Raw genomic sequence first — 21,194 nt, forward strand, 5'->3', positions numbered from 1 at the left:
CAGTAAGAAATCAATAGTAAGAAGTGTAAATTTAGTTAAATAAGAGTGAGCGTGTTAGTTTAAATCTTTAATCACCTTATCAAGCAGTTGTACTAATAGTTGTGCTTCTCCGTCATCTAAACTCGGAAATTGGCAACGGATGTGTTCTGGGATTTTTGCCGCTTTTGATTGTAGTTTTTGTCCTTCCCCCGTTAGCTTCACCACACGTTTCCGTTTGTCTTGTTCATCTTTCACTATATTTAATAGTTGCTTATCGCCCATCTTTTTGAGGATTTGCGTCATAGCACTGCCATCAATTGAGGTTTTCTCAAGTAAAGCGGTAATGCTGATGCCATCTTTTTCCCACAGCGCCATCATCACAACATATTGAGGGTAGGTTAAATTGAGATCGGCTAACGAATCACGATAAGTTCGAGTGAGTCCGTTAGAGGCCATGTATAAACGGTGGCAGATTTGGTTGTCGAGTTTGAGTTGGGGATGTTTCATGTCTATTCTCATTTTGTGCTTAGTGCTATTTTAGTTTGCACACAAAGTATTTGCAATTAACGTTTTTACGATCTAGTATTTTGCATGCAAAGTATTTTTTCGCTAACCAGAAAGGAATAAACATGAAAGAACTACAAAGTGTTGCCTACACCGCTAAAGCGACTGCAACAGGTGGACGTGAAGGTTCAGCAAAATCAGATGATGGTCGTTTGGATGTTGCTCTTTCAACACCAAAAGGTTTAGGTGGTGATGACGGTCAAGGCACAAACCCTGAGCAACTGTTTGCCGCAGGTTACGCAGCATGCTTCATCGGTGCACTGAAACTAGTAGCAGGCCAGGCAAAAGTAGCGCTACCACAAGATACGCACATTAACTCTGAAGTATCGATTGGCCCAATTGAAGGCGGATTTGGTATTGCAGTGAAATTAGAAGTGAATGTTGGCGATCTTGATAAAGCAACCGCTCAAGATCTCGTAAACAAAGCACACGAAGTTTGCCCGTATTCAAACGCGACTCGCGGTAATATCGCAATTGAACTATCGGTTGCTTAAGTCATTTAGGCTCACGTTTAGATAAAGCGTTCAGATAAAATAAAGGCCTCACGTATTGATATAGCGTGAGGCCTTTTTGTATCTCAATCTTAAACTAGTCGAACTGGCTAGTCTGCAAAGGCGATATCTCTTAAAAATAGTGCAATGCTTGGGAAGAAAATGAGCAAAGACGCTGACAACAACAGAATAAAGATAAACGGCCCTGTGCCTCTTATTACTTCCCAATATGGCCGTTTAAAGATGGCAATCGCGGTAAAGATGTCACAGCCAAACGGTGGGGTGGCCGAACCAATCGCAACTTGCAGGGTAATAATGATACCGACGTGAACCGGATCAAGCCCGGTGGCGGCAATCGCTGGCGCAAAGATAGGTGTTAATACCAAGATCACCACGATAGGATCAACAAACATACATGCCACAAAGAAAGCGATAGAAATTGAAGCTAATACTCCGAGTGGCCCCATTTGATCAATGCCAATCGCATCTAAAATGGTTTGCGGTACTTGAGCGAAAGAAATGATCCAAGAAAAGCCATTACCCACCCCAACTAAGATAAATACCACTGCGGTGATTAAACCGGTAGATTTGGCTATTACATAGATATCTTGAGTGCTAAGGGAGCGGAAAATCACAAACTCTAAAATGATGGCATAAAGCACACACACTGCTGCCGCTTCAGTTGGGCTAAAGATCCCGCCATAAATACCACCAACGATAATCACAGGGAACATCAATGGCCAAATTGCTCGCTTGGAGGCAGTGATCCGTTCACTCCAACTGGCTTTCTCTTCGGTTGGAACCTTTTTGATGGTAGCGTAGATGTAGCAGTAAATAGAGAAGAACAACAAGATCATTAAGCCTGGGCCAATCCCGGCAATAAATAATTCGGCAATTGAGGTTTCAGAAATTACGCCATAGATGATCATGCCGATACTGGGTGGAATTAAAAATGCAATGTCACTGGCGTTAATGATCAGGGCTAAGGAAAAGGAATCACTGTAGCCTGCTTTCAATAACTTAGGGCGCAACGCCGAACCGACGGCGACTACGGTTGCTTGGGTTGAGCCTGAAACCGCACCAAATAAGGTACAAGATGTCGCGGTACTGATGGCTAACCCGCCTTTAATGTGGCCAATAAAGGTCATCACCATGTTGATCAAACGGTTAGCCGACTGGCCGCGGGTCATGATATCGGCAGCGAGAATAAACATTGGAACCGCAATAAGAGAAGCGGGGCGAATACCACCAAGTACCTGCTGAATGAAGGTATCCATTTGGCTCATGCCGCCAAACATCATATAAAAACCGGTGAGGGCTGCTGCGGTCAGAGGGATCATCATCGGAAAGCCGATAAGCAGCAATACCAACATGATGAGCATTAATGTAAGTGCCATAAATAATGCCCTTTATAAATCGTGTTCATGATCAGCGTAGCCATCGACTACACCACTAGAAAGATAAACTTCTTTACTAATCAAGTTTTTATAAGCAGTAAGAAGGTATTGTAGGCCGGTGATCGCAAAGCCGAGTGGAACCCAGATATAAATCCACCAAATCTCAAACCCTAGTGCGGGTAGGATGCGTCCTCGTTCATAAACACTAACGACGTATTGGAATGAAAAGTAGGCTAAGGCGAACATAATGACGGCGGTCACGATAGAGACGACGATCATGACAAATTTGCGTCCTTTATCTGGCAGCATATCGAAAAAAGCCGACATGCGAATATGCCGTCCAAGTCGGGCAGCGAAGCCAATGCCAGCAAAAGTGATGAGAATAATAAGTATGCGGTTGATCTCGCCGGCAAAGAATAGGCCTTCACCGAAAACAAAGCGGGCAACGACGTTGATACAGGTATTTAACGCCATTAGGAGGACGCCCGTTGCGAGCATAATGGCTTCAATTTTACTGAATAGGTTATCGATACTACCTAAAAAACCAGGCAGTTCGGAGTGATAGTCTAATCTATCGGAGTTGGGCATAGTGCTTCCCTTCAATAATGAGCACCGAATACTCGTTTGTGACTCTTAAGTATGTCGGTGCTCAGTCCTGCTATTGATTATTTTTGTGAAGCTTCTAGATCGGCTTTAAATTGATCAAGTAGGGCTTTACCGCCTTTACCTGTCATTTCAATAAACGTCTTCTCTACTTGAGGTGCTCTTGCTTTAAACTTATCTAGCTGTTCATCGGTTAGACGCGTCACTGTTACTTTGTCGCTCTTAGACTGGATTTGCTTAAGTGATTTTTCCGCTAAGCCCGTAATGTGCTCAATGGTTTCTTCGTAAGCAAAGTCAGAGGCTTTTTGGATAAGCTCTTTATCTTTAGCTGGTAAGCCATCGTAGAACTTTTTATTCGCCATAGAAGCAGTGGTAAACCAACCGTGGTGAGTAAAGATAAGGTTTGGAGACACTTCGTATAAACCGCCTGATTCAATCCAGAAAATTGGGTTTTCTTGACCTTGGATCATATTGGTTTGTAGTGCGCCATATACCTCACCCCATGGAAGCGGCGTCGGCGTTGCACCAAACGCTTCGTAGGTTGATGAAAGTAATGGGTTAGTCATTACACGGATTTTTTTACCTTTTAGTTCATCCGGTGAAGTCACTGGCTCATCGGTTGTTAAGACCATTTCGCCTTCTGGATACATTTTCAATAGCTCTAGGCCTTGTTCTGCATACAGTTTAGGGAAGTCTTCATTGATGGCTTTACTTGAACCGAAGAATTTAATCACCGCTTGAATATCAGTAGGCATTAGGTAAGGAATGAAGAAAATTTGTGCCTCTGGAATCAATGAACCAGTAAAACCAGGTGATTGGTTTACAAACTGCAAAATACCACTTTGAGTTTGTTCCATAATATCGTCGGATTCACCGAGCTCACCGAAGCGGTAAACTTGTAAAGTGTGATCGGAATTATCTTCAATGTACTTTTTGAATTGTTGTGCATACACATCTTGCACATCATTCTCATATTCTTCGTGGGCGTAACGCCAGGTATCGGCACTTGCGAAGCTTGAAAACCCAATACTTGCGGCAATACAAGATACAGTGGCAAGCTTCTTGAAGCTATTTCGAGTAAACATCTGCTCTCCTTTCCTTGGTGATATCATCATTAACGATGTTGTAAAACGTATTATCAATAACTTATCTTTTCACAAACACTTTTCTGTAAACACATGATAAAAATGTGGGTTCTTTTTGCGTGTGATGTTTATCACGTTTTTATTGGTTTTTTATCCTTAAATGTTGATCGGGTTAACAAAAAATAAAATCTGATTTGGCACTGATTTTTACTCATTGGTGGGTGAAATCATTAGTGGTCTATTGATTTTTATGGTTATAAAATGGATGTGTCTCTTCCATATAGCCTGATAAATGTGTTTTTTGAGTGCTTTGTAAAAAAATAATGCCTAAATAAAACTTAGAACACTATGAATAGAAATCAAGGAATTTGAATGAGATAGCTGAATGCCAGATCGTCTAATTTAATGACCAGCATATAAGTGGTGACTGTCGCTAAGAGTTGAAGGGATATTTGGGATAAATTAAGATTTGGCAGCAGTAAAGGAAAGGGGATGTTAGCCTTCTTTCTCTGAGATTACCGATCCAGAAGGCTAATAACTAAACTAAACTGTTTAACAGTGGAGCTTAAAGTTGAGTCATGAAAGTCCCTTGAGGAGTAACCGGAAGGTACTTTTTATAAAATGCTTGATAAGACTGTTTTGGGTTTAAGTCTTTAAATAAATCTGGATACATGGCTTTGGCGTAAAACTCAATCATTGCCGCATCAATAATGGTTCGGCAAGCGCCGTGATAGGCAGCATACATGCGGTTGTTTTGTACCGCAGTCAGTGTCGACCAACCGTTACGCTGTTTGAATCCTTGCAAAAGTTTTTTCGCGACGTCTTCGCTTACCCCTTCTCCCATAATCATCGCACTATCAGTACTGCCCGTTTCATAGCCTGTCATCACAATAATATCTGGGTTACTGACTAAGATCTGTTCTGGGTTGAGTTTGCCCCACCATTCAACATAAGGTGCGGAAATGTTATCGCCACCGGCCATAGTTGAGATGGCACCCCACATGTTTTTGCCAAAAGTGTAACCAATTTCATTGATGCCCGACGCACCATATTCAGTGTAAACCGTAGGTTTCGGTAAATTTGCTTCTTTTAAGCGGCTTTCGATAGTCTCAACGGTCTTTTTATACTCTTGAGCAATGGTTTTCGCACGTTCGTTTTGACCTGTAATTTTACCAATCAGTAGGGTGCTTTGCACATGGCGTTCGACAGTTTGCGCATTGTAGTCGACCACTACAACGGGAATGCCGGCTGCTTCGATTCGCTTTACTTGACTCTCTAGGGCTTTGTATTGCCAATCTGCCAACATCAATAAGTCGGGGTTTAAACTGATCACTTTTTCAACGGAAAAGGTGTTGGTATCTACTCGACCAATTTCAGGGATATTGTTTAAAGCAGGCACTTGTTTTACATACTCTTGCCAACTTGCCTCTCTTGCTTGCCAAATGTATTTCGACATACCAACCACATGGTCATAAGCCTTCACTGTGCCAATAGCCATGTAATCTTCAGGATAAAAACCGACGATCACTCTTTTTGCGGGTGCATCAAACGTGACTTTACGATCCAACACATCGGTCACGGTAGTGGTGGCCGCTTGTGCCGTCACACTGATTGTGGCGAGTGCGATAAGAATATATTTCAACATGACTTTTTATAATTCCTTGTAATGGGTAGGTCTTTTTGCGCGAAATGGTTTTCACAATTTGGTATAATAGTAATTGATGTTGATATTAATTATCAATACTATTCGTCTTTGTGTGTAATTTAGTCATTTTTGTCGATATTCATCAAATGATAACCGCTCTATTGCACATAGGTTGTGAAGGTATTTAGGTAAGGTAAAAATAGATGCAAGCCGATTTGTTATTACAAGCTGTTGCACAACAAAGAAAAAGCGAGCGTCGCCGAGTGACCACGATTTTGTTGTTTGTGGCGATATTATTAGGTTCATTTATCTTTGATATTATGACCGGCCCATCGATGCTCAATGCGTCGAAAGTGTTGTATGCACTACTTGAATTTATCGGGTTACCTTTCCAAGTCGAGCCGTCTACACAAATTATTGTGACTAACCTTCGCTTGCCGATTGCTTTAATGGCCATCGTAGTTGGTGGCGCGCTAGGTGTCGGTGGTGCTGAAATGCAAACCTTATTGAATAATTCAATGGCAAGCCCTTATACGTTAGGCATGGCGGCGGCTGCAGGGTTTGGCGCCGCGTTAATGCTTTATATTGGTTCACTCGGTTTAAACAGTGATTACGCCGTGCCAATTGGTGCATTTGTGTGTTGTATGCTGTCGGCCTGTTTCTTATTTGCATTAGCGTCAATGAGGCATATTAGCTCTGGTCAGTTGATCTTAGCCGGTATCGCTCTGTTGTTTTTGTTCCAATCTTTACTGTCCCTTGTGCAGTTCATCTCTTCGCCTGAGTTAAGTCAGCAAATCTTATTTTGGCTGTTTGGCAGTTTGTCTAAATCAACCTGGTCTAATTTAGCGCTTGTGACGTCGGTTGTGATTGGCGGAACCTACTTCCTGCTACAAGATGCTTGGAAGTTAACGTCATTAAGGCTCGGAGAAGAGCGGGCGAAAAGTGTTGGTGTGAATGTCGCTAGGTTGAGATTGAAAACCTTATTCATTGTCGCATTGATGACCGCTACCGTGACCAGTTTCGTTGGTATTATTGGTTTTATCGGTATTGTGGCGCCTAACATTGCCAAAATATTGGTCGGTGAAGATCAACGTTTCTTTCTGCCATTATCTTTCTTAATCGGTGCCTTTTTATTATCGACAGCATCGGTATTATCCAAAATCATCGTTCCCGGAGCGCTTTTCCCGATCGGGATTGTGACCGCCATTATTGGGGTTCCTTTTTTCTTCTGGCTGATTATTTTCAAAAGAGGTTAAGCATGCTTTCGGTACAGTCTTTAACGACATCCATTGGTGATTTAACCTTAGCTAATGGTTTAAGTTTTGATTTAAAACCAGGTCAAGTGACGGCTATTTTAGGCCCGAATGGCACGGGTAAAAGTTCGTTATTAAAAACTTTATTTGGTGATATTAAACCGACGAGTGGTGATATTTCCTTTAACGGTGATCATCTTTCAGGGCAAGCATTATCCAAGTGGCGTAATCGCTTTGGTTACATGCCACAAGACATTCATTTAGATGTCAATTTAACGGTTATCGAAGTGGTGTTACTCGGGCGGCTTGATGCGCTCAGTTTATCGTTGAGCGAAGACGTATTAAAAGAAGCGATTGCTATTTTGGATAATATTGGCCTCGCAGAGTTAGCCAACCGTGATGTTCGCACCCTCAGTGGTGGGCAACGCCAGATGATTTTGTTTGCCCAAGCCTTAATGCGTAAGCCTGAAATTATGATGCTCGATGAGCCGGTCAGCGCCCTTGATTTACACTACCAGCATGTCTTACTTGAGCATTTGTCGTATGAAACCGTGAAGCAGAAATACGTGACGGTAATGGTGTTACATGACCTGAATCTAGCGGCTCAATATGCGGATAACCTGTTAGTGTTAAAAGGTGGGGAGCTAGTCAGTGTTGGGCACCCAACCCAAGTGCTAACTTCATCGTTAATCAAAGATATTTATGATGTGGACGCTAATGTGATTGTCGATGATAGCGGTAGACCTTTTGTGAGAACGTTACGTTCAAAAGTTCAACGTGTTGCGTAACCTTAAGAGTCTAGCGAATTTATGAAATCGACACAGTTTTTAAAAGATTGGGCTTTGCTATCGCCGGCTAGCCGTGTGCTAGTTTTTAATGCCTTTAGTTTTAATTTGGGCTTTTATATGTTGCTGCCGTATTTAGCGCAGCACTTACAAGATCTTGGTTACAGCAGTTGGTATGTCGGCTTAATTATCGGGTTGCGAGTGTTAAGCCAGCAAGGTTTGTTTCTGGTTGGAGGCACACTAGGCGATAAATTTGGCTATAAACGCCTTATTCTAATTGGCTGTTTGGTTCGTATTGCTGGCTTTTTATTATTGGCCGTTAGTGATGACTTTTCTTTGATTGTATTTGGCGCTTTCCTGACAGGATTTGCTGGCGCGTTATTTACTCCGAGTAGTCAGGCTTATTTGTCGATTGAATACCCTGATCATGCTGAGCGAAACCGCGTGTTTGCGCTGCAAAATTTATGTACTGAAATCGGCAAATTAACTGGACCTGTGATTGGCTTAGCGCTGTTCACTATTAGCTTTAGTGCCGTTGGTTATTGCTCTGCTTTTCTGTTTTCTATTCTTTTTATTCTGCAATGGTATTACCTGCCTAAAGAGCAACAACATGTCCAAGAAACCGCACCTCAAGCATTTTGGGTGGAGTGGCTAATGATGTTAAAACATCGAGCTTTTATGCGCTTTGTGTTGGCAGCCTCGGTATTTCAAATACTTTTCCACCAATTGTATTTATCGATTCCCAATGAAGTGAAAGTTCAAACTGGCGATCCTTCTTATACTACCCTGGTATTTTTAACCTCTTCGATATTGGGCGTGTTATTACAATTGCCGATTAGTCGTTGGATTGAAAAGCATTTAGGTATCGCAAAAGGTATGGGCTATGGCATGGCGATCATGGGGTGCTCCTTCCTTGCACTGAGTGTACATATTGAGGGTTATCCTGCTTTTTCTTTTATCCTGTGTGCTAGCTTATTGAGTATCGGTTCGATGATGGTGTACCCATTAATTGGAGCACATATTCCACGTTACGCTGAATCCAAAAACATCGCCAGCTACTACGGTTTATACTCTTGTATTGGTGGTTTTTTTGCCTTTATTGGCAACTGGGGTGCGGGCTGGTTACTGGGCTTGAATGGCTTTTCATCGATCTGGTTATGGGCAGTGTTTGCTCTATTAGGCATATTTTCTGGCTTGAGTTTATTTAATCAAGTGAAGCATACTCCAACTGCAACAGTAGCCACCGCTGAGTTGAAATAAAGATCAAAGAATATTATTACGCACTAAGCCACGTTTAACGTTTTTGCACAACTTGCCAAAGCGGCGGATTTCATCAAACTGAGGAGTCACGCCGCGTTTTAACGCACTCTCCCAATAACAAAGCTCTGAATCAACGAGTTCCATCAGCTTCTTCGGACAACCAATACAATTGCCTTCTGTGCCACAAACAAAAGTCTCTTCTTCATAAAGTGGGAATGTTTTTTTCGCTTCGTCAATGATGAGTTGCATAGCTTCTGTTCGGTCTGGTTTTTGCTTCATAACCCCTCCAATTTTTAAGGTTATATTACTCCTTGAGCCAGCAAGGCAACATTGAACTTTGTGGGTAGATTGAGGTTAATCATCAATATCTTAATCATGATGTCATTTCCACATTCATCATTTAACCGCAAACTTACCTTAAACCATTATGCTTTTCCTTCCCGTGATGTATTCTCGTTAAACGTTCATCAGAAACGCCTTAGCTAGATTGGAGTGAAAGCATGGTTACCATTGAACAATACACACCACAAAAATCAGAGCAAGTTGCCACTCTTCAAGTCAAACCTGAACAGACTCAATATACCATCAGCGATGTTCTTAGCGTGATTACAAAGCTTAAAGCACACGAACATCCACATTTGATTTTGGACGATGGTATCGTGGTCGGATTTTTCCTTTTAGATATTAATTATCTCTCAAGTCTAAATCTTGGTATTGAAACGGTTTCATTATCTTCGGCACTTGGGATTTGCGCTTTATTAATTGGGGGTGAATTTCAAGGTAGGGGGCTAGCAACCCAAATGTTAAGGGCATTACCGAGTTACCTAAATGAGTCATATCCAGAAAGATCAGCTGTTTATCTTACCGTTAATTGTCGCAACGTGGCGGCATATCAGTGCTATTTAAAAGCAGGGTTTCAAGATACTGGTAACCTCTATCACGGTGGTCCCGCTGGGCCGCAGCATATTATGATGTTGCATGTAAGCGATGTTTAACATTAGCTAGATGGGAGTGTTTAATGAAAAAGATCATCGATTACCTCAAGCTCGCAGTGCTGATATTGGGTGTGCTAATCGGGGTGCAAATTCCCGGTTTTGTTAGTCAATATGGGCAGAATTTAGATGCAAGGGTGGATGAGTCCTCTCAAGGTTTATCGCAGTTTCAGCAAGACGCCGATCAATATTTTAACGGCAGCTTAGATAAACTACTCAAACATTACGCTCGTAATCAAGATCCGGTGATTGTTTCTGGTGGACAAAGCATTAAAGCTCTTGTTGCCAGAAATCAAATACTCACTCAAGCACAAAGCGATTTTCACCAGTCACTCTATAGCCCTTACTTACAGGTTTTCGTTAGCCCTATTTCCGAGATCCGCCAAGATGTTTGGAATCATTATGAATACAAAGTCATTCTCAATGCAGAAGCGATCAGTATTGGCGCAATATTTGGGCTAATGGTTTTAGCTCTATCTGAGTTTGTACTATTTATCTTACTTTCACTGTTAAAAAGCCTGTTTGGTCAGCCGAATAAATCACTTAGATGAGTTGAATGGCGATCTTATTCGCCTCATGTTGTGAGGCGAATAGTTAAACTGCTCACCGTGATATAACCATTTGTTATACCTAGCGTACTTAAATCATTATGTTTTCTGCTTCGGTTAAGGTAGTCTCTTTATAGAAGTCTATACGGCTATTTTCATTTAAAGGGATATTTATGACAATTAAGAAAACCATTACCAAGCTAGCACTACTTTTTCCTTTGGCATTAGGGTTAACCGCTTGCGGACAAGAAGAAAAAACCGAAGTGATTCGAGTCGGCGCAACCGTTGGGCCACATGCCCAAGTGGTTGAAGCTGTTGCAGAAGAAGCGGCTAAACATGGGCTGAAAGTAGAGGTGGTGACCTTTTCTGATTACATCACACCGGATGCCGCGCTAGTCGATGGCAGCATTGATTTAAACAGTTATCAGCACCAACCTTTTTTGAATAACTTTAATGATAACAACAGCAAGGCGCATTTAGTTTCAATCGGTCGATCTATTCTGATGCGTATGGGCGTGTATTCCGATAAGTATCAAAACTTGGCTGATTTACCGCAAAATGCCACCATTACTATTCCTAATGATCCTACCAATAGTGGCCGTGCTTTATTGTTACTAGCAGAAGCGAAGCTTATTACGCTAAAACCGGGTTTAGGCTCGAAAGCGACAGTGTTTGATATTGTCGATAACCCAAAGCAGTTTGATTTTATCGAGATGGATGCCGCGCAATTACCAAGAACGTTAACTGATGCTGATGCGTCTGTGATCACTATGAATTACGTAATGTCTGCTGGTCTAGATCCAAAAACACAAGGCATCTACTTTGAAGCAAAAGACGCGGAATTAGCCGTTATGATCATTGCCTCACGAGAAGCAGATAAAGATAACGAAACGTATAAAAAGTTTGTCGAGATTTATCAATCACAACCGGTTCGTGACTTCATCCAAACCACTTTTAAAGGCACGATTGAGCCAGCGTTTTAATCGAGTATTTAATTTAGAATAAAACAAAAACGAGTACTTCAAATGAGGTGCTCGTTTTTATATTTAAAGTCATTAAGATATTTTATTTTACTGTTAGAACAATTTTACCTACATGGCTTTTTTCTTGGAATGCTTGTTGCGCTTGATGTATTTCAGCCAAAGGAAAAGTTTTAGCGACTAATGGTTTGATGTTTCCTTGTTCAATATGATGAATAAGGTTAGCAAACACTTCAGGCTCTAGTACGGTACAACCAAAGAAGCTTAAATCTTTAAGGTAGAGTGTGCGAATATCTAAGTTCACCATAGCCCCTCCTATTGCACCAGAAACTGCATAACGACCTTTTGGACGTAGAACATCTAAAAATTGAGGCCATTGTTCACCGGCTACTAAATCAATGACCACATCAATACTGTTTGCACCCAAATTTTCGACAAGATTAGTGTGTCTACTGACGACTTGATCGGCACCAAGTTCGAGTAATAGCGCATTTTTCTCTGGGTTTGTGATGGCGATTACCGTTGCGCCACGTGCTTTTGCTAACTGAATAGCCGCCGAACCTACGCCTCCAGATGCTCCGGAAATTAATACTCGATCACCTTTAATGACTGCCGCACGAGTAAGCATATTTTCCGCGGTGGAGTATGAGCAAGGAAAGGAAGCCAATTCGATATCTGTGAGTGATGAATTTAATGAGTGGGCATGTTTTGATGAGACGACGGTGTATTCGGCAAACCCACCATCACATTCTGATCCAAAATACCAAGGTGGATTAATTGTCTCACCATTCACATCATTGATGCAGGGTTCAATCAATACTCGCTGGCCGATGCGAGATGAATTGACACCATTACCTACCGCAACGATTTCGCCACAGACATCTGCACCTTGAATACGTGGAAACTGGAGTGCATTGCCGCTCCAGCTTGCATCGTCACTGTCGTTGTCACCTTTGGAATACCAACCAATGCGCGTGTTAATGTCAGTATTGTTGACTCCAGCTGCTGATACACGGATCAATACTTCATTTTCTTGTGGCGTTGGTATTGTAATATCGTCGCGATATTCCAGCATTTCTGTGTCGCCATGTCCTTTGAGTAATACGGCGCTCATGGTGATAGGTAATGTAATCATGGCTGTTCTCCCGATAATAATGTTAAAACGCTGAATTGAGCTGAGTGGAGCGCATCGTCTCCGACAATCGGCCAAGCGCTTGAAAGGCCTTCATGCAATAGAAAGAGTGCGGTAGCTAAATCCTCACGTAAACTTTGCTTACCTAAAAAACACCGAACATCATCTTTATGTGCTTTGACGGTTTGCTTAATGACATCGTTATCGGGAAAAGCAGCTAACGCATTCATCGACATACAACCATGAGGAGCAAAGGTTTCCATCCACAATCTTAATTTATTAAAGATATGCTGCACGGAATCAATCCCTGCTTCTGGTGAGTCTTCTAACAAAAAGTTTAGGTAGCGCTGATGGCGATGCTCTAAGGCGGCAACGATCATCTCTTCTTTTGAAGGGTAGTGTTTATATAAAGTTCTTAAGCTAACACCACAGGCTGATTTCAGTTGAGCAACACTAGGCTCAGCAAAACCTAATTCGCTGAATGCTTGTTCTAAACTAGCTGCGATTTGTTCTTTTAACATGAAATAGCCCCGGTTAGATGTGAATCGGATAAATTAGGTAGAATGAACGCTCTACCTTTAGGGTAGAGTGTTTGTTCTACCTATGTCAAGAAAATTGATAAAATGACGAAATAGTTCACCCTACAAGTGAAACGATTTACGATAGAATAAAACCATGATTAGCCCTGAATGGACGGCATTGAATTTACTATGAACATAGAACACCTAAAATTGCTTGTTCGCTTGGCATCAAGTCAAAGCATTAGCATGGCTGGTCATGAGCTAGGGTTATCTCCGGCTATGCCAAGTTAACACCTGCACAATTTCCCACTTGGTTTTACATTACCCCCTCTTTTTTGTTAAGGTGCGCGGCATCAAATTTGTGAGAGGGATAAATGAAATTACTGTATAAGCTGGATGAATGGGTATCCCTTCCCGAAAATGAACAGCAATCCGGTCTTCCTCTCTCTGGAAGTAGTCAACTTGATGATGTATTTGTCCGCTATCAGCTGGTGGATTTAAACAAGCCGCTATTGTTTACTTTCTCTCCTTCTGGTACGGATGTGAAAGAGCGAGATCTGCATGACAACTTCTCTCCTTGGGGCTATGAACTTGCTCAACAACATCAAGTGAATGTGATTGCTTTTCAGCACCTTGGCATCAGTAACTGGTTCCGTAGCCCTAATTTGATTTATTTCCTTGAACAACTTTCGATGTTGCTAACGCCTTTCAAGCTTCGACTAGGTTATGGCCTAAGCCGTGGTGGTTTTGCGATTGGGGCCTTTGCTAACTTGCTTAAACTGGATCATGTTTTGTTGTTCTACCCAGTCAGTACCAAAAATCAATCACTGGTGCCGTGGGATGATCGTCCTAGTACTAAGCTCGCTCAACAGTTTGATTGGCAAGGCGCTTATCATGATCGCGACCTTGGGAATGCTCAGGGTTATATCATTTATGATCCAACCAATGACATCGATAGGCTTCATGCTGAACGTTACCCAGAACTGACCCATTTTACCGTGGTAGGAATGGGGCATGGCATCCACCCGAATAACTTAGACAGACGAGATTTTTATAATCAGATGGTCGAGCAATTTATTCATCATCAGACAATAGATATTTCTCAATTTAATGAACAAGTCAAAATCCAGTTTTTAAAAGAGGACTGAATTTCCTTATTGCGATTAGTATTAGATGGGAAATACGACACAAATAAATTTAAAACAATTGCTTAAGGCAGTTTAGATGGAGGATAAATGAAGTTACTGTATTGGTTGGATGAATGGTCTTCGCTTGATAAACAAGAGCAACAAGCGAGGCTACCAATAACAGGGGAAGACTTACTAGACGATGTTTTTGTTAAATATGAGTTTGTCGACTTAAACAAGCCACTGCTGTTCACCTTCTCGCCTGCTGGCACCAATCTACAGCAACAAGATTTACACTCAGACTTTGCACCTTGGGGTTACAACCTCGCCCAAAAGCAAAATGTGAATATCATCTCTTTTCAGCATCTAGGTAAAAGTAATTGGTTTCGTAGCCGTAATTTAATTTTCTTCCTAGAGCAATTATCTATCTTGTTAGCGCCGTTTGAGTCTCGTCTAGGTTATGGGTTAAGCCGCGGTGGTTTTGCTATCGGTGCATTCGCAAAATTGTTGCAACTGGATCAAGTGTTGTTGTTTCATCCTGTCAGTACCAAAAATAAAGATCTCGTGCCTTGGGATGATAGAAGCAGTACCGACCTCGCCCAACAATTTGATTGGCAAGGGGACTACCACGATTTAGATCTTGGTGATGCACAAGGTTACATCATTTATGATCCAACCAATAAAATTGACCGCCTACACGCCAAGCGTTACCCACAACTGACGCATTTAAGAGTATTCGGTATGGGTCACGGCACCCACGCTACTTACCTAAATAAGTTTGGCTTTTATAAGCAAGTTGCGGTGGATTTTATTCGCTACCAACAGATCGATATTGCCCAATTTCGCCATCAAACCAAAACACTACGCCTAAAAGAGGACTACTACGATTGCCTCAATAAAGCCAATGCAAACTCTGCCCATCGTCTAGGTTTATTGAGCACCGCGCATAATGTGTTAATTGATGAGAAAAAAGCGCATGTCAAAGAACATAAGAAGACCATTGATATTCAACCACTGATAGAGATTGCGACTAAGCATCAGCAAGACAACCCACATGATGCGTTAAAGCTTTTAGAAGTCGCTAAGAAGATCGCACCAGATAATTTGTTGGTTGAGCATAAGTTGCAGCAGTTGTCTTAAATTGGCTATATGGAGAGTCCCTTCTCTAGAGTAATTTACAATACAAACCCCAACAAAAAAGCGAGCACTTCACAGTACTCGCTTTTCTCATTTCAGATTTTTTAGGTGACTCATTTAGGGGGGCTTTCGTGACCGATACTGATCAGGAACATATGCATCACCAACGATAGTTGAGGGAAAGAGTTTGTATAATAAGTATATGCATTTATTTAGGTTTAAGTCGCAAATAGTATATTTCATACATAGTAGACTCAGTATTCTTACATTAAAAAATAGAGGTAATAATGCCAGGTGCTTTTGCTCACATCGCAGCAGTAAACGTGGCCTCTGCAAACAATGCTTTGCGCCATTTAAATATGCCCCGAAATGCTAAAAAGGCCTTAGCCCAAAATAAAAAGTACTTAGAGCTCGGTTGTGTAAGCCCTGACTACCCTTATTTAGCCATTATGGACTCTGCACAAAATAAGTGGGCAGATGAAATGCACTACAACGACGTTGGCAAGTTGATAGATGCTCTAGTTGCTCAAGTAAAGTCTGTAGATAGCGAACACCTAGAAAAAGCCTTTGCTTGGCTATGTGGTTTTGTTGCACATGTAGCTGCTGATATTACTATTCATCCAGTCGTTGAAATGAAAGTTGGGCCTTATGCCGAAAATGCAAAGGATCATAGGGTCTGTGAAATGAATCAGGATGCCTATATCTGGACCTCCAGAATGCAGCTTGGCGATATTGGTTTCGCTGATCGAATAAAGGAAAATATTGGAAGCTGTGTAGATAGTAATGATGATGATTTGATAGATCCGATTATTCAAAATATTTGGAATAATGCCCTCTCAGTCGTTTATCCTGTTTATGAAGAAGAGTGCCAGCCAGACATTAATGCATGGCATAGCGGTTTCCAATTGGTTGTAGATAATGCTGAAGAGTCACATCGCTTATTTCCTTGGGCAAGGCATGTTGCATCAAATCAAGGGCTAACATATCCACTTCAAAATGAGGTGAATACTGTATTTATTCAAAATCTAGAAACACCACATGGTCTTAAGCATTATGACGAGATTTTTGATAAAGCAATTGAAACTATCCAATTGTTCTGGGAACAAACTGCAAGTTCTGTCTATGAAAATCAGTCAACAGGCTTTTTCAAGAATTGGAATTTAGATACAGGCCGTTGTGAACGCGGATTGCTTACTGCTTGGGGAAACCAATGAGATTATTTACCACTATAGCGTTTATACTAACGTTGACCTCGTGCGTGACTCATGCAAGATACTCAGAAGAAGTAATGTATGATATAGCTTCTATTTTAAAGGATGCTACCCAAGCTATTGATGGTGAACTAAAGTTTGGTGATACCATAGGTCTAACTAGCGAAGAGATCATAGAAAATGCGACCTCTTCAAACTCCGAGAAACTAGCTAAACTCCCAGAACTGGCGAAACAGGCGAACATTTCTGATTATCGAATTATTTCAGAATTCCAAGATGATAATGCAGTAATGCTGATATGTGATGGCAACATCGCACTAATGGAGGATGTCGGTTGTAACGCTGCATTTGACAAAATTTACTGGAACTCCCCACAGCCAAACACCTGTAAAATCAAACTTAATGCAGCCGCAATTTGCTCCAACTAATTACTGCTTAGATACATGATTTCGTTCTGTAGGGGATAAGTAAAACAGGTCATCAGATGATGATATCACTTCTAATTAGGTGGCCAAAACCACTCTGCAACAACACTGTCAGCCTAATCATGTTTAATTATATAAACTAGGCTTTCCATTATGACGCTTGATTAACGATAACCCGTAGTTTGACACCTGATATTTCATCAATATAAGCCTCAGTGGATCCTAAAACTGATAGAATATCTTTATAAATCATCTGCTTAGGAAATGGCAGGTTGAACAATTGCTACGCCAACTCTAAATGAGGAATATCTAGCAACATTTGACAGATGGATAAGCTGCTCTAGTGTTCCTTTGTCTATACGTGACGCCTTCTCTTGACTTAATCTAACTCGCTCTCTATCGATTAATCTGTTGATCAGAGCTTCTTTGTTAGCGAACCACTTAATACTTTTCACAGCTTGCCCTGCCACTTGATAGATATCGTCTACTCGTGCTCCAGGCTTCGCTACGCCTTTCTTTTTAGTACAATATTTGCAGTGGTATAAATCTATAATTAGCTCGGAATCATCGTTATTTTTGATGGCTACAATATCAGCGATCTCTCCGCTACCATCGTCATCGAAAACTAGGTCGTAATTATCTTTGATTTGCTGGATTGTAGTGGATAGGTGAAATTGACCACTACATTAGAGGTTTTGCTATACCCCAAACAATCCGCAATTTGCTAAATTAGTAAACACGGTAACTCTGAATTGTCCAAAGATGAGTTTTAATTCCGACGCATAAGAGTTTGCTCTGTTTCATCGATGTCTTTCATTTTCAATTCGATCTAAAAGAAAAAGCGAACCATCCGGTTCGCTTTTCTTTTGTAAAGTTTAAGTCACAAACTTAATTGTGATGTGACATTTTTATAAACCTTACTGATAATTCTCAATACTCGGGCATGAGCAAATCAAGTTACGGTCGCCGTAGACATTATCGACACGGTTGACGGTTGGCCAGTATTTGGCATCTTTGGCTTGGGCAGATGGGAAGCAAGCTTCTTCACGAGTGTACGGATGATCCCATGTGTCGCTCATTAAGTCTGCTTGAGTGTGTGGCGCATTGACTAACGGGTTGTTGTCTAGCGGCCATTCACCTTGCTGTACTTTGTCCATTTCTTGACGGATGGCGATCATCGCATCACAGAAACGGTCCAGTTCAGCTTTACCTTCGGATTCGGTTGGCTCGACCATTAACGTACCCGCTACAGGGAATGACATGGTTGGCGCGTGGAAGCCGTAGTCCATCAAGCGTTTGGCAATGTCTTCTTCGCTAATGCCGGTTGCGTCTTTAAGCGGACGAATATCAATAATACATTCGTGCGCGACACGACCATTGTGACCACGGTAAAGTACCGGGTAGTGTGGACGTAGACGCTCCATGATGTAGTTAGCGTTTAATATCGCAACCTTAGTGGCTTCGGTTAAGCCTGTGCCGCCCATCATGGTGATATAAGCCCATGAGATTGGCAGAATAGAAGCACTACCTAGTGCCGCAGCTGATACCGCATAATCTTTACCTGACTGTCCTATTCCGAGATGACCATTTTCAATGTGACCTGGTAAGAATGGCGCAAGGTGCGATTTCACACCAATAGGACCCATACCCGGACCGCCACCACCGTGTGGAATGCAGAAGGTTTTATGTAGGTTCAAGTGCGAAACGTCACCACCAATTACACCCGGATTGGTTAAGCCAACCTGTGCGTTCATATTCGCGCCATCAAGGTAAACCTGACCGCCAGCTGCATGTACCATGTCACAGACTTTTTGCACTTGTTCTTCATACACACCGTGAGTCGATGGGTAAGTGATCATAATGCTTGAAAGCTCGCTGTGGTGTTTGTCTATTTTGGCTGCAAGATCTTGCATATCGATGTTGCCGTATTCATCACACATCACCACGACCACTTTCATGGAAACCATAGAAGCAGTAGCTGGGTTAGTACCGTGTGCAGAACTTGGGATCAAGCAAACATTACGATGACCTTCACCACGGCTTTGGTGGTAGCGTTGAATGGCGATTAAGCCTGCATATTCACCAGAAGCACCGGAGTTAGGCTGTAGAGAAAACTCATCATAGCCTGTGATTTCACACAATTGCTTTTTCAGAGAATCGGCAAGGGCTGTGTATCCGGCCGCTTGCTCTAATGGTGCGAATGGATGGATTGCGCCAAACTCAGGCCAAGTGATTGGGAGCATTTCAGCGGCAGCATTGAGTTTCATGGTACAGCTACCCAGTGGGATCATGCCGTGTGTTAATGAGAAGTCTTTGTTTTCCTGTTTCTTCAAATAACGCATCATTTGAGTTTCGCTGCGATGAGTATTGAATACTGGGTGAGTTAAGAACTCAGAGGTACGTTGGCAAGCGGTCGGAATCGCACCGAACTCATTGGCAGCAATATCATTAGAGAACGTTTCAACGTTACCTTCTACCGAGAACACAGCAAATAGCGCTTCGATATCTTGTGCTTTAGTGGTTTCATCTAGGCTGATACCAATTTGAGATGGCAGCTTGCGTAGGTTAATACCGGCATGTTGTGCCGATTGATATAAACGCTCGGTTTGTTCTTGGCTGTCGACTGTAATGGTATCGAAGAAAGTATCGTGTACTAGTTTATGACCAGCTGATTGTAAGCCTGCCGCAAGGATCGCGGTAAAGTGGTGAGTACGACGCGCGATAGTACGTAAACCTTCTGCACCATGATAGACCGCGTAGAAAGAAGCCATGTTGGCAAGTAGTGCTTGAGCGGTACAAATATTCGAAGTCGCTTTTTCGCGGCGAATATGTTGCTCACGAGTTTGCATCGCCATACGTAATGCTTGCTTGCCTTTGCTATCGATAGAAACCCCAATCACACGACCTGGCATAGTACGTTTGTGTTTTTCACGAGTTGCCATAAAGGCTGCGTGTGGGCCGCCGTAGCCAACTGGCACGCCGAAACGTTGTGCGCTACCAATTACCACATCTGCACCCATTTCACCTGCAGGTTTTAATAGGGTTGAAGCCAGTAGATCAGTGGCAACTGTCACCAGTGTTTTATTGGTTTGCGCTGCTGCGATCACATCAGTTAAATCGCGAACTTCACCGGTAGTATTTGGGTATTGCAGTAGCGCGCCAAACACATCTTGTTGAGGTAGGCTATCAACATTGCCAATCATCACTTCAAAGCCAATAAATTCAGCGCGTGTTTTGACGACTTCGATAGTTTGAGGATGAACGTCATCGGCCACGAAGAACACGTTACTTTTGCTCTTGCCGGCACGTTTACAAAGAGTCAGCGCTTCGCCGGCTGCGGTAGCTTCATCGAGTAGAGATGCGTTGGCGATATCCATGCCCGTTAGGTCGATCACCATTTGTTGGTAGTTGAGTAGAGACTCTAAACGACCTTGAGATATTTCTGGTTGGTAAGGCGTATAAGCGGTGTACCAACCTGGATTTTCAAGCACATTACGTAGGATAACGTTAGGCGTGAAAGTGTTGTAATAACCTTGGCCGATGAAAGTACGTTGCACTTTGTTGAGCTGTGCAATACCTTTTATTTTTGTCAGCATGTCCGCTTCACTCATTGGCGCATCTAAATTCATAGGTGCTTGCAAACGAATGTGAGCGGGAACGGTTTGTTCGATTAATTGATCAAGAGAATCTGCCTTGCTATCACTGAGTGAATTAATGATGTCGAGCATGGCTTGTTGATCGTTAGAGTTAGGCCCATTATGGCGACCAATAAACTCTTGGCTGTTACATAAATCATTGATTAGATTAGTCATGGTGTTACCTGAATTAAAGTAAAAGCCAGCGAATAAAGGCTGACTTTATAGAAATTTGAAGAGCGGTTTCTAGTAGAAAGTCCCTAGTTCCTAGGAAAAGCGAAACAGAACGTCGTCAGTCCGCACATAGAGCCTAGGCGAATAAGGTACGGATATTTCCTAAAACGTATGTGCACTCAATAGGTGAGTTACTCGCTGTCGGAGATCCAGAACTGCGCTCCTACGTCGCTTTTCAGGATGACGTTTC

20 protein-coding genes and 1 pseudogene are annotated in these 21,194 nt (G+C 42.1%); 12 read left to right on the plus strand and 9 right to left on the minus strand.

Features of this window, described 5'->3' with window-relative positions; genetic code table 11:
- Positions 1-54: 54 nt before the first annotated feature.
- The gene (locus K358_RS0109690) at positions 55-486 is read right to left on the minus strand and encodes a MarR family winged helix-turn-helix transcriptional regulator (RefSeq protein ID WP_027696632.1); all 432 of its coding nucleotides are present in this window, start codon (positions 484-486) and stop codon (positions 55-57) included.
- A gap of 122 nt (positions 487-608) precedes the next feature.
- On the opposite strand from K358_RS0109690, the gene K358_RS0109695 reads away from it, so the two are divergent.
- Positions 609-1,037: an organic hydroperoxide resistance protein gene (locus K358_RS0109695; protein WP_027696633.1), complete on the plus strand. Its 429-nt coding sequence runs from the start codon at positions 609-611 to the stop codon at positions 1,035-1,037.
- Between the two features lie 107 nt (positions 1,038-1,144).
- Here the strand turns inward: K358_RS0109695 and K358_RS0109700 are convergent, their stop codons facing one another.
- The 4 genes from K358_RS0109700 to K358_RS0109715 all read right to left on the minus strand — a co-directional run bounded on the left by K358_RS0109700 (position 1,145) and on the right by K358_RS0109715 (position 5,764).
- Positions 1,145-2,431, minus strand: coding sequence for a TRAP transporter large permease (locus tag K358_RS0109700; protein WP_027696634.1), 1,287 nt, complete (start codon positions 2,429-2,431; stop codon positions 1,145-1,147).
- A gap of 12 nt (positions 2,432-2,443) precedes the next feature.
- A complete protein-coding gene (locus tag K358_RS0109705; RefSeq protein WP_027696635.1) occupies positions 2,444-3,019 on the minus strand; it encodes a TRAP transporter small permease in 576 nt (191 codons plus the stop codon).
- Positions 3,020-3,096: 77 nt separating this feature from the next.
- Positions 3,097-4,119: a TRAP transporter substrate-binding protein gene (locus tag K358_RS0109710; RefSeq protein WP_027696636.1), complete on the minus strand. Its 1,023-nt coding sequence runs from the start codon at positions 4,117-4,119 to the stop codon at positions 3,097-3,099.
- Between the two features lie 565 nt (positions 4,120-4,684).
- Positions 4,685-5,764 (minus strand): ABC transporter substrate-binding protein, encoded by a 1,080-nt coding sequence (locus K358_RS0109715; RefSeq protein ID WP_027696637.1) that lies wholly within the window; start codon positions 5,762-5,764, stop codon positions 4,685-4,687.
- 203 nt (positions 5,765-5,967) lie between these two features.
- Between K358_RS0109715 and K358_RS0109720 the strand changes: the two genes are divergently transcribed.
- From K358_RS0109720 to K358_RS18325, 3 genes are read left to right on the plus strand one after another with little or no spacing between them, the layout of a single operon-like run.
- Positions 5,968-7,020, plus strand: a complete 1,053-nt coding sequence (locus K358_RS0109720) for a FecCD family ABC transporter permease (protein WP_027696638.1) — start codon at positions 5,968-5,970, stop codon at positions 7,018-7,020.
- A 2-nt stretch (positions 7,021-7,022) separates the two neighbouring features.
- Positions 7,023-7,805 (plus strand): ABC transporter ATP-binding protein, encoded by a 783-nt coding sequence (locus K358_RS0109725; RefSeq protein ID WP_027696639.1) that lies wholly within the window; start codon positions 7,023-7,025, stop codon positions 7,803-7,805.
- Positions 7,806-7,826: 21 nt separating this feature from the next.
- Positions 7,827-9,062 (plus strand): MFS transporter, encoded by a 1,236-nt coding sequence (locus K358_RS18325; RefSeq protein WP_051241268.1) that lies wholly within the window; start codon positions 7,827-7,829, stop codon positions 9,060-9,062.
- Positions 9,063-9,065: 3 nt separating this feature from the next.
- Here K358_RS18325 and K358_RS0109735 read toward each other — a convergent pair whose 3' ends face one another.
- On the minus strand, positions 9,066-9,341 hold the full coding sequence (locus K358_RS0109735; protein WP_027696640.1) for a hypothetical protein: 276 nt from the start codon (positions 9,339-9,341) through the stop codon (positions 9,066-9,068).
- Positions 9,342-9,562: 221 nt separating this feature from the next.
- Between K358_RS0109735 and K358_RS0109740 the strand changes: the two genes are divergently transcribed.
- The 3 genes from K358_RS0109740 (at position 9,563) to K358_RS0109750 (ending at position 11,585) form a co-directional block, all read left to right on the plus strand.
- Positions 9,563-10,057, plus strand: coding sequence for a GNAT family N-acetyltransferase (locus K358_RS0109740; RefSeq protein ID WP_027696641.1), 495 nt, complete (start codon positions 9,563-9,565; stop codon positions 10,055-10,057).
- Between the two features lie 23 nt (positions 10,058-10,080).
- A complete protein-coding gene (locus K358_RS18330) occupies positions 10,081-10,605 on the plus strand; it encodes a DUF2937 family protein (protein WP_051241269.1) in 525 nt (174 codons plus the stop codon).
- Between the two features lie 170 nt (positions 10,606-10,775).
- The gene (locus K358_RS0109750) at positions 10,776-11,585 is read left to right on the plus strand and encodes a MetQ/NlpA family ABC transporter substrate-binding protein (RefSeq protein WP_027696642.1); all 810 of its coding nucleotides are present in this window, start codon (positions 10,776-10,778) and stop codon (positions 11,583-11,585) included.
- A gap of 82 nt (positions 11,586-11,667) precedes the next feature.
- On the opposite strand, the gene K358_RS0109755 is transcribed toward K358_RS0109750, so the two are convergent.
- Positions 11,668-12,717: an alcohol dehydrogenase family protein gene (locus K358_RS0109755; RefSeq protein WP_027696643.1), complete on the minus strand. Its 1,050-nt coding sequence runs from the start codon at positions 12,715-12,717 to the stop codon at positions 11,668-11,670.
- Positions 12,714-13,235, minus strand: coding sequence for a TetR/AcrR family transcriptional regulator (locus K358_RS0109760; protein ID WP_027696644.1), 522 nt, complete (start codon positions 13,233-13,235; stop codon positions 12,714-12,716). The genes K358_RS0109755 and K358_RS0109760 overlap by 4 nt, the downstream gene beginning before the upstream one ends.
- A 189-nt stretch (positions 13,236-13,424) precedes the next feature.
- Between K358_RS0109760 and K358_RS19250 the strand changes: the two are divergent.
- The 5 genes and pseudogenes from K358_RS19250 to K358_RS0109780 all read left to right on the plus strand — a co-directional run.
- A pseudogene (locus K358_RS19250) lies at positions 13,425-13,523 on the plus strand (LysR family transcriptional regulator); the annotation flags it as partial.
- A gap of 86 nt (positions 13,524-13,609) precedes the next feature.
- On the plus strand, positions 13,610-14,383 hold the full coding sequence (locus K358_RS0109765; RefSeq protein ID WP_027696645.1) for a hypothetical protein: 774 nt from the start codon (positions 13,610-13,612) through the stop codon (positions 14,381-14,383).
- A gap of 87 nt (positions 14,384-14,470) precedes the next feature.
- Complete coding sequence (locus K358_RS0109770; protein ID WP_027696646.1) at positions 14,471-15,502, plus strand: hypothetical protein; 1,032 nt, start codon at positions 14,471-14,473, stop codon at positions 15,500-15,502.
- 284 nt (positions 15,503-15,786) lie between these two features.
- Entirely contained in the window at positions 15,787-16,713 is a 927-nt protein-coding gene (locus tag K358_RS0109775; protein ID WP_027696647.1) for a zinc dependent phospholipase C family protein, read from the plus strand.
- Between the two features lie 74 nt (positions 16,714-16,787).
- Positions 16,788-17,138, plus strand: coding sequence for a hypothetical protein (locus tag K358_RS0109780; RefSeq protein ID WP_244875248.1), 351 nt, complete (start codon positions 16,788-16,790; stop codon positions 17,136-17,138).
- Positions 17,139-18,052: 914 nt separating this feature from the next.
- Here K358_RS0109780 and gcvP read toward each other — a convergent pair.
- On the minus strand, positions 18,053-20,947 hold the full coding sequence (gene gcvP, locus K358_RS0109790) for an aminomethyl-transferring glycine dehydrogenase (RefSeq protein WP_027696650.1): 2,895 nt from the start codon (positions 20,945-20,947) through the stop codon (positions 18,053-18,055).
- Positions 20,948-21,194 lie beyond the last annotated feature (247 nt).

Origin of the sequence: Vibrio litoralis DSM 17657, from assembly GCF_000426765.1 — a bacterium.
GTDB lineage: Bacteria > Pseudomonadota > Gammaproteobacteria > Enterobacterales > Vibrionaceae > Vibrio > Vibrio litoralis.

Coding starts and splice junctions, on each gene's coding strand:
- K358_RS0109725 (WP_027696639.1), top strand. CDS start 7,023: ATGCTTTCGGTACAGTCTTTAACGACATCCATTGGTGATTTAACCTTA.
- K358_RS0109695 (WP_027696633.1), top strand. CDS start 609: ATGAAAGAACTACAAAGTGTTGCCTACACCGCTAAAGCGACTGCAACA.
- K358_RS0109735 (WP_027696640.1), bottom strand. CDS start 9,341: ATGAAGCAAAAACCAGACCGAACAGAAGCTATGCAACTCATCATTGAC.
- K358_RS0109765 (WP_027696645.1), top strand. CDS start 13,610: ATGAAATTACTGTATAAGCTGGATGAATGGGTATCCCTTCCCGAAAAT.
- K358_RS0109740 (WP_027696641.1), top strand. CDS start 9,563: ATGGTTACCATTGAACAATACACACCACAAAAATCAGAGCAAGTTGCC.
- K358_RS0109780 (WP_244875248.1), top strand. CDS start 16,788: ATGTATGATATAGCTTCTATTTTAAAGGATGCTACCCAAGCTATTGAT.
- K358_RS0109700 (WP_027696634.1), bottom strand. CDS start 2,431: ATGGCACTTACATTAATGCTCATCATGTTGGTATTGCTGCTTATCGGC.
- K358_RS0109770 (WP_027696646.1), top strand. CDS start 14,471: ATGAAGTTACTGTATTGGTTGGATGAATGGTCTTCGCTTGATAAACAA.
- gcvP (WP_027696650.1), bottom strand. CDS start 20,947: ATGACTAATCTAATCAATGATTTATGTAACAGCCAAGAGTTTATTGGT.
- K358_RS0109705 (WP_027696635.1), bottom strand. CDS start 3,019: ATGCCCAACTCCGATAGATTAGACTATCACTCCGAACTGCCTGGTTTT.
- K358_RS0109710 (WP_027696636.1), bottom strand. CDS start 4,119: ATGTTTACTCGAAATAGCTTCAAGAAGCTTGCCACTGTATCTTGTATT.
- K358_RS0109715 (WP_027696637.1), bottom strand. CDS start 5,764: ATGTTGAAATATATTCTTATCGCACTCGCCACAATCAGTGTGACGGCA.
- K358_RS18330 (WP_051241269.1), top strand. CDS start 10,081: ATGAAAAAGATCATCGATTACCTCAAGCTCGCAGTGCTGATATTGGGT.
- K358_RS0109775 (WP_027696647.1), top strand. CDS start 15,787: ATGCCAGGTGCTTTTGCTCACATCGCAGCAGTAAACGTGGCCTCTGCA.
- K358_RS0109760 (WP_027696644.1), bottom strand. CDS start 13,235: ATGTTAAAAGAACAAATCGCAGCTAGTTTAGAACAAGCATTCAGCGAA.
- K358_RS0109750 (WP_027696642.1), top strand. CDS start 10,776: ATGACAATTAAGAAAACCATTACCAAGCTAGCACTACTTTTTCCTTTG.
- K358_RS0109720 (WP_027696638.1), top strand. CDS start 5,968: ATGCAAGCCGATTTGTTATTACAAGCTGTTGCACAACAAAGAAAAAGC.
- K358_RS0109690 (WP_027696632.1), bottom strand. CDS start 486: ATGAAACATCCCCAACTCAAACTCGACAACCAAATCTGCCACCGTTTA.
- K358_RS18325 (WP_051241268.1), top strand. CDS start 7,827: ATGAAATCGACACAGTTTTTAAAAGATTGGGCTTTGCTATCGCCGGCT.
- K358_RS0109755 (WP_027696643.1), bottom strand. CDS start 12,717: ATGATTACATTACCTATCACCATGAGCGCCGTATTACTCAAAGGACAT.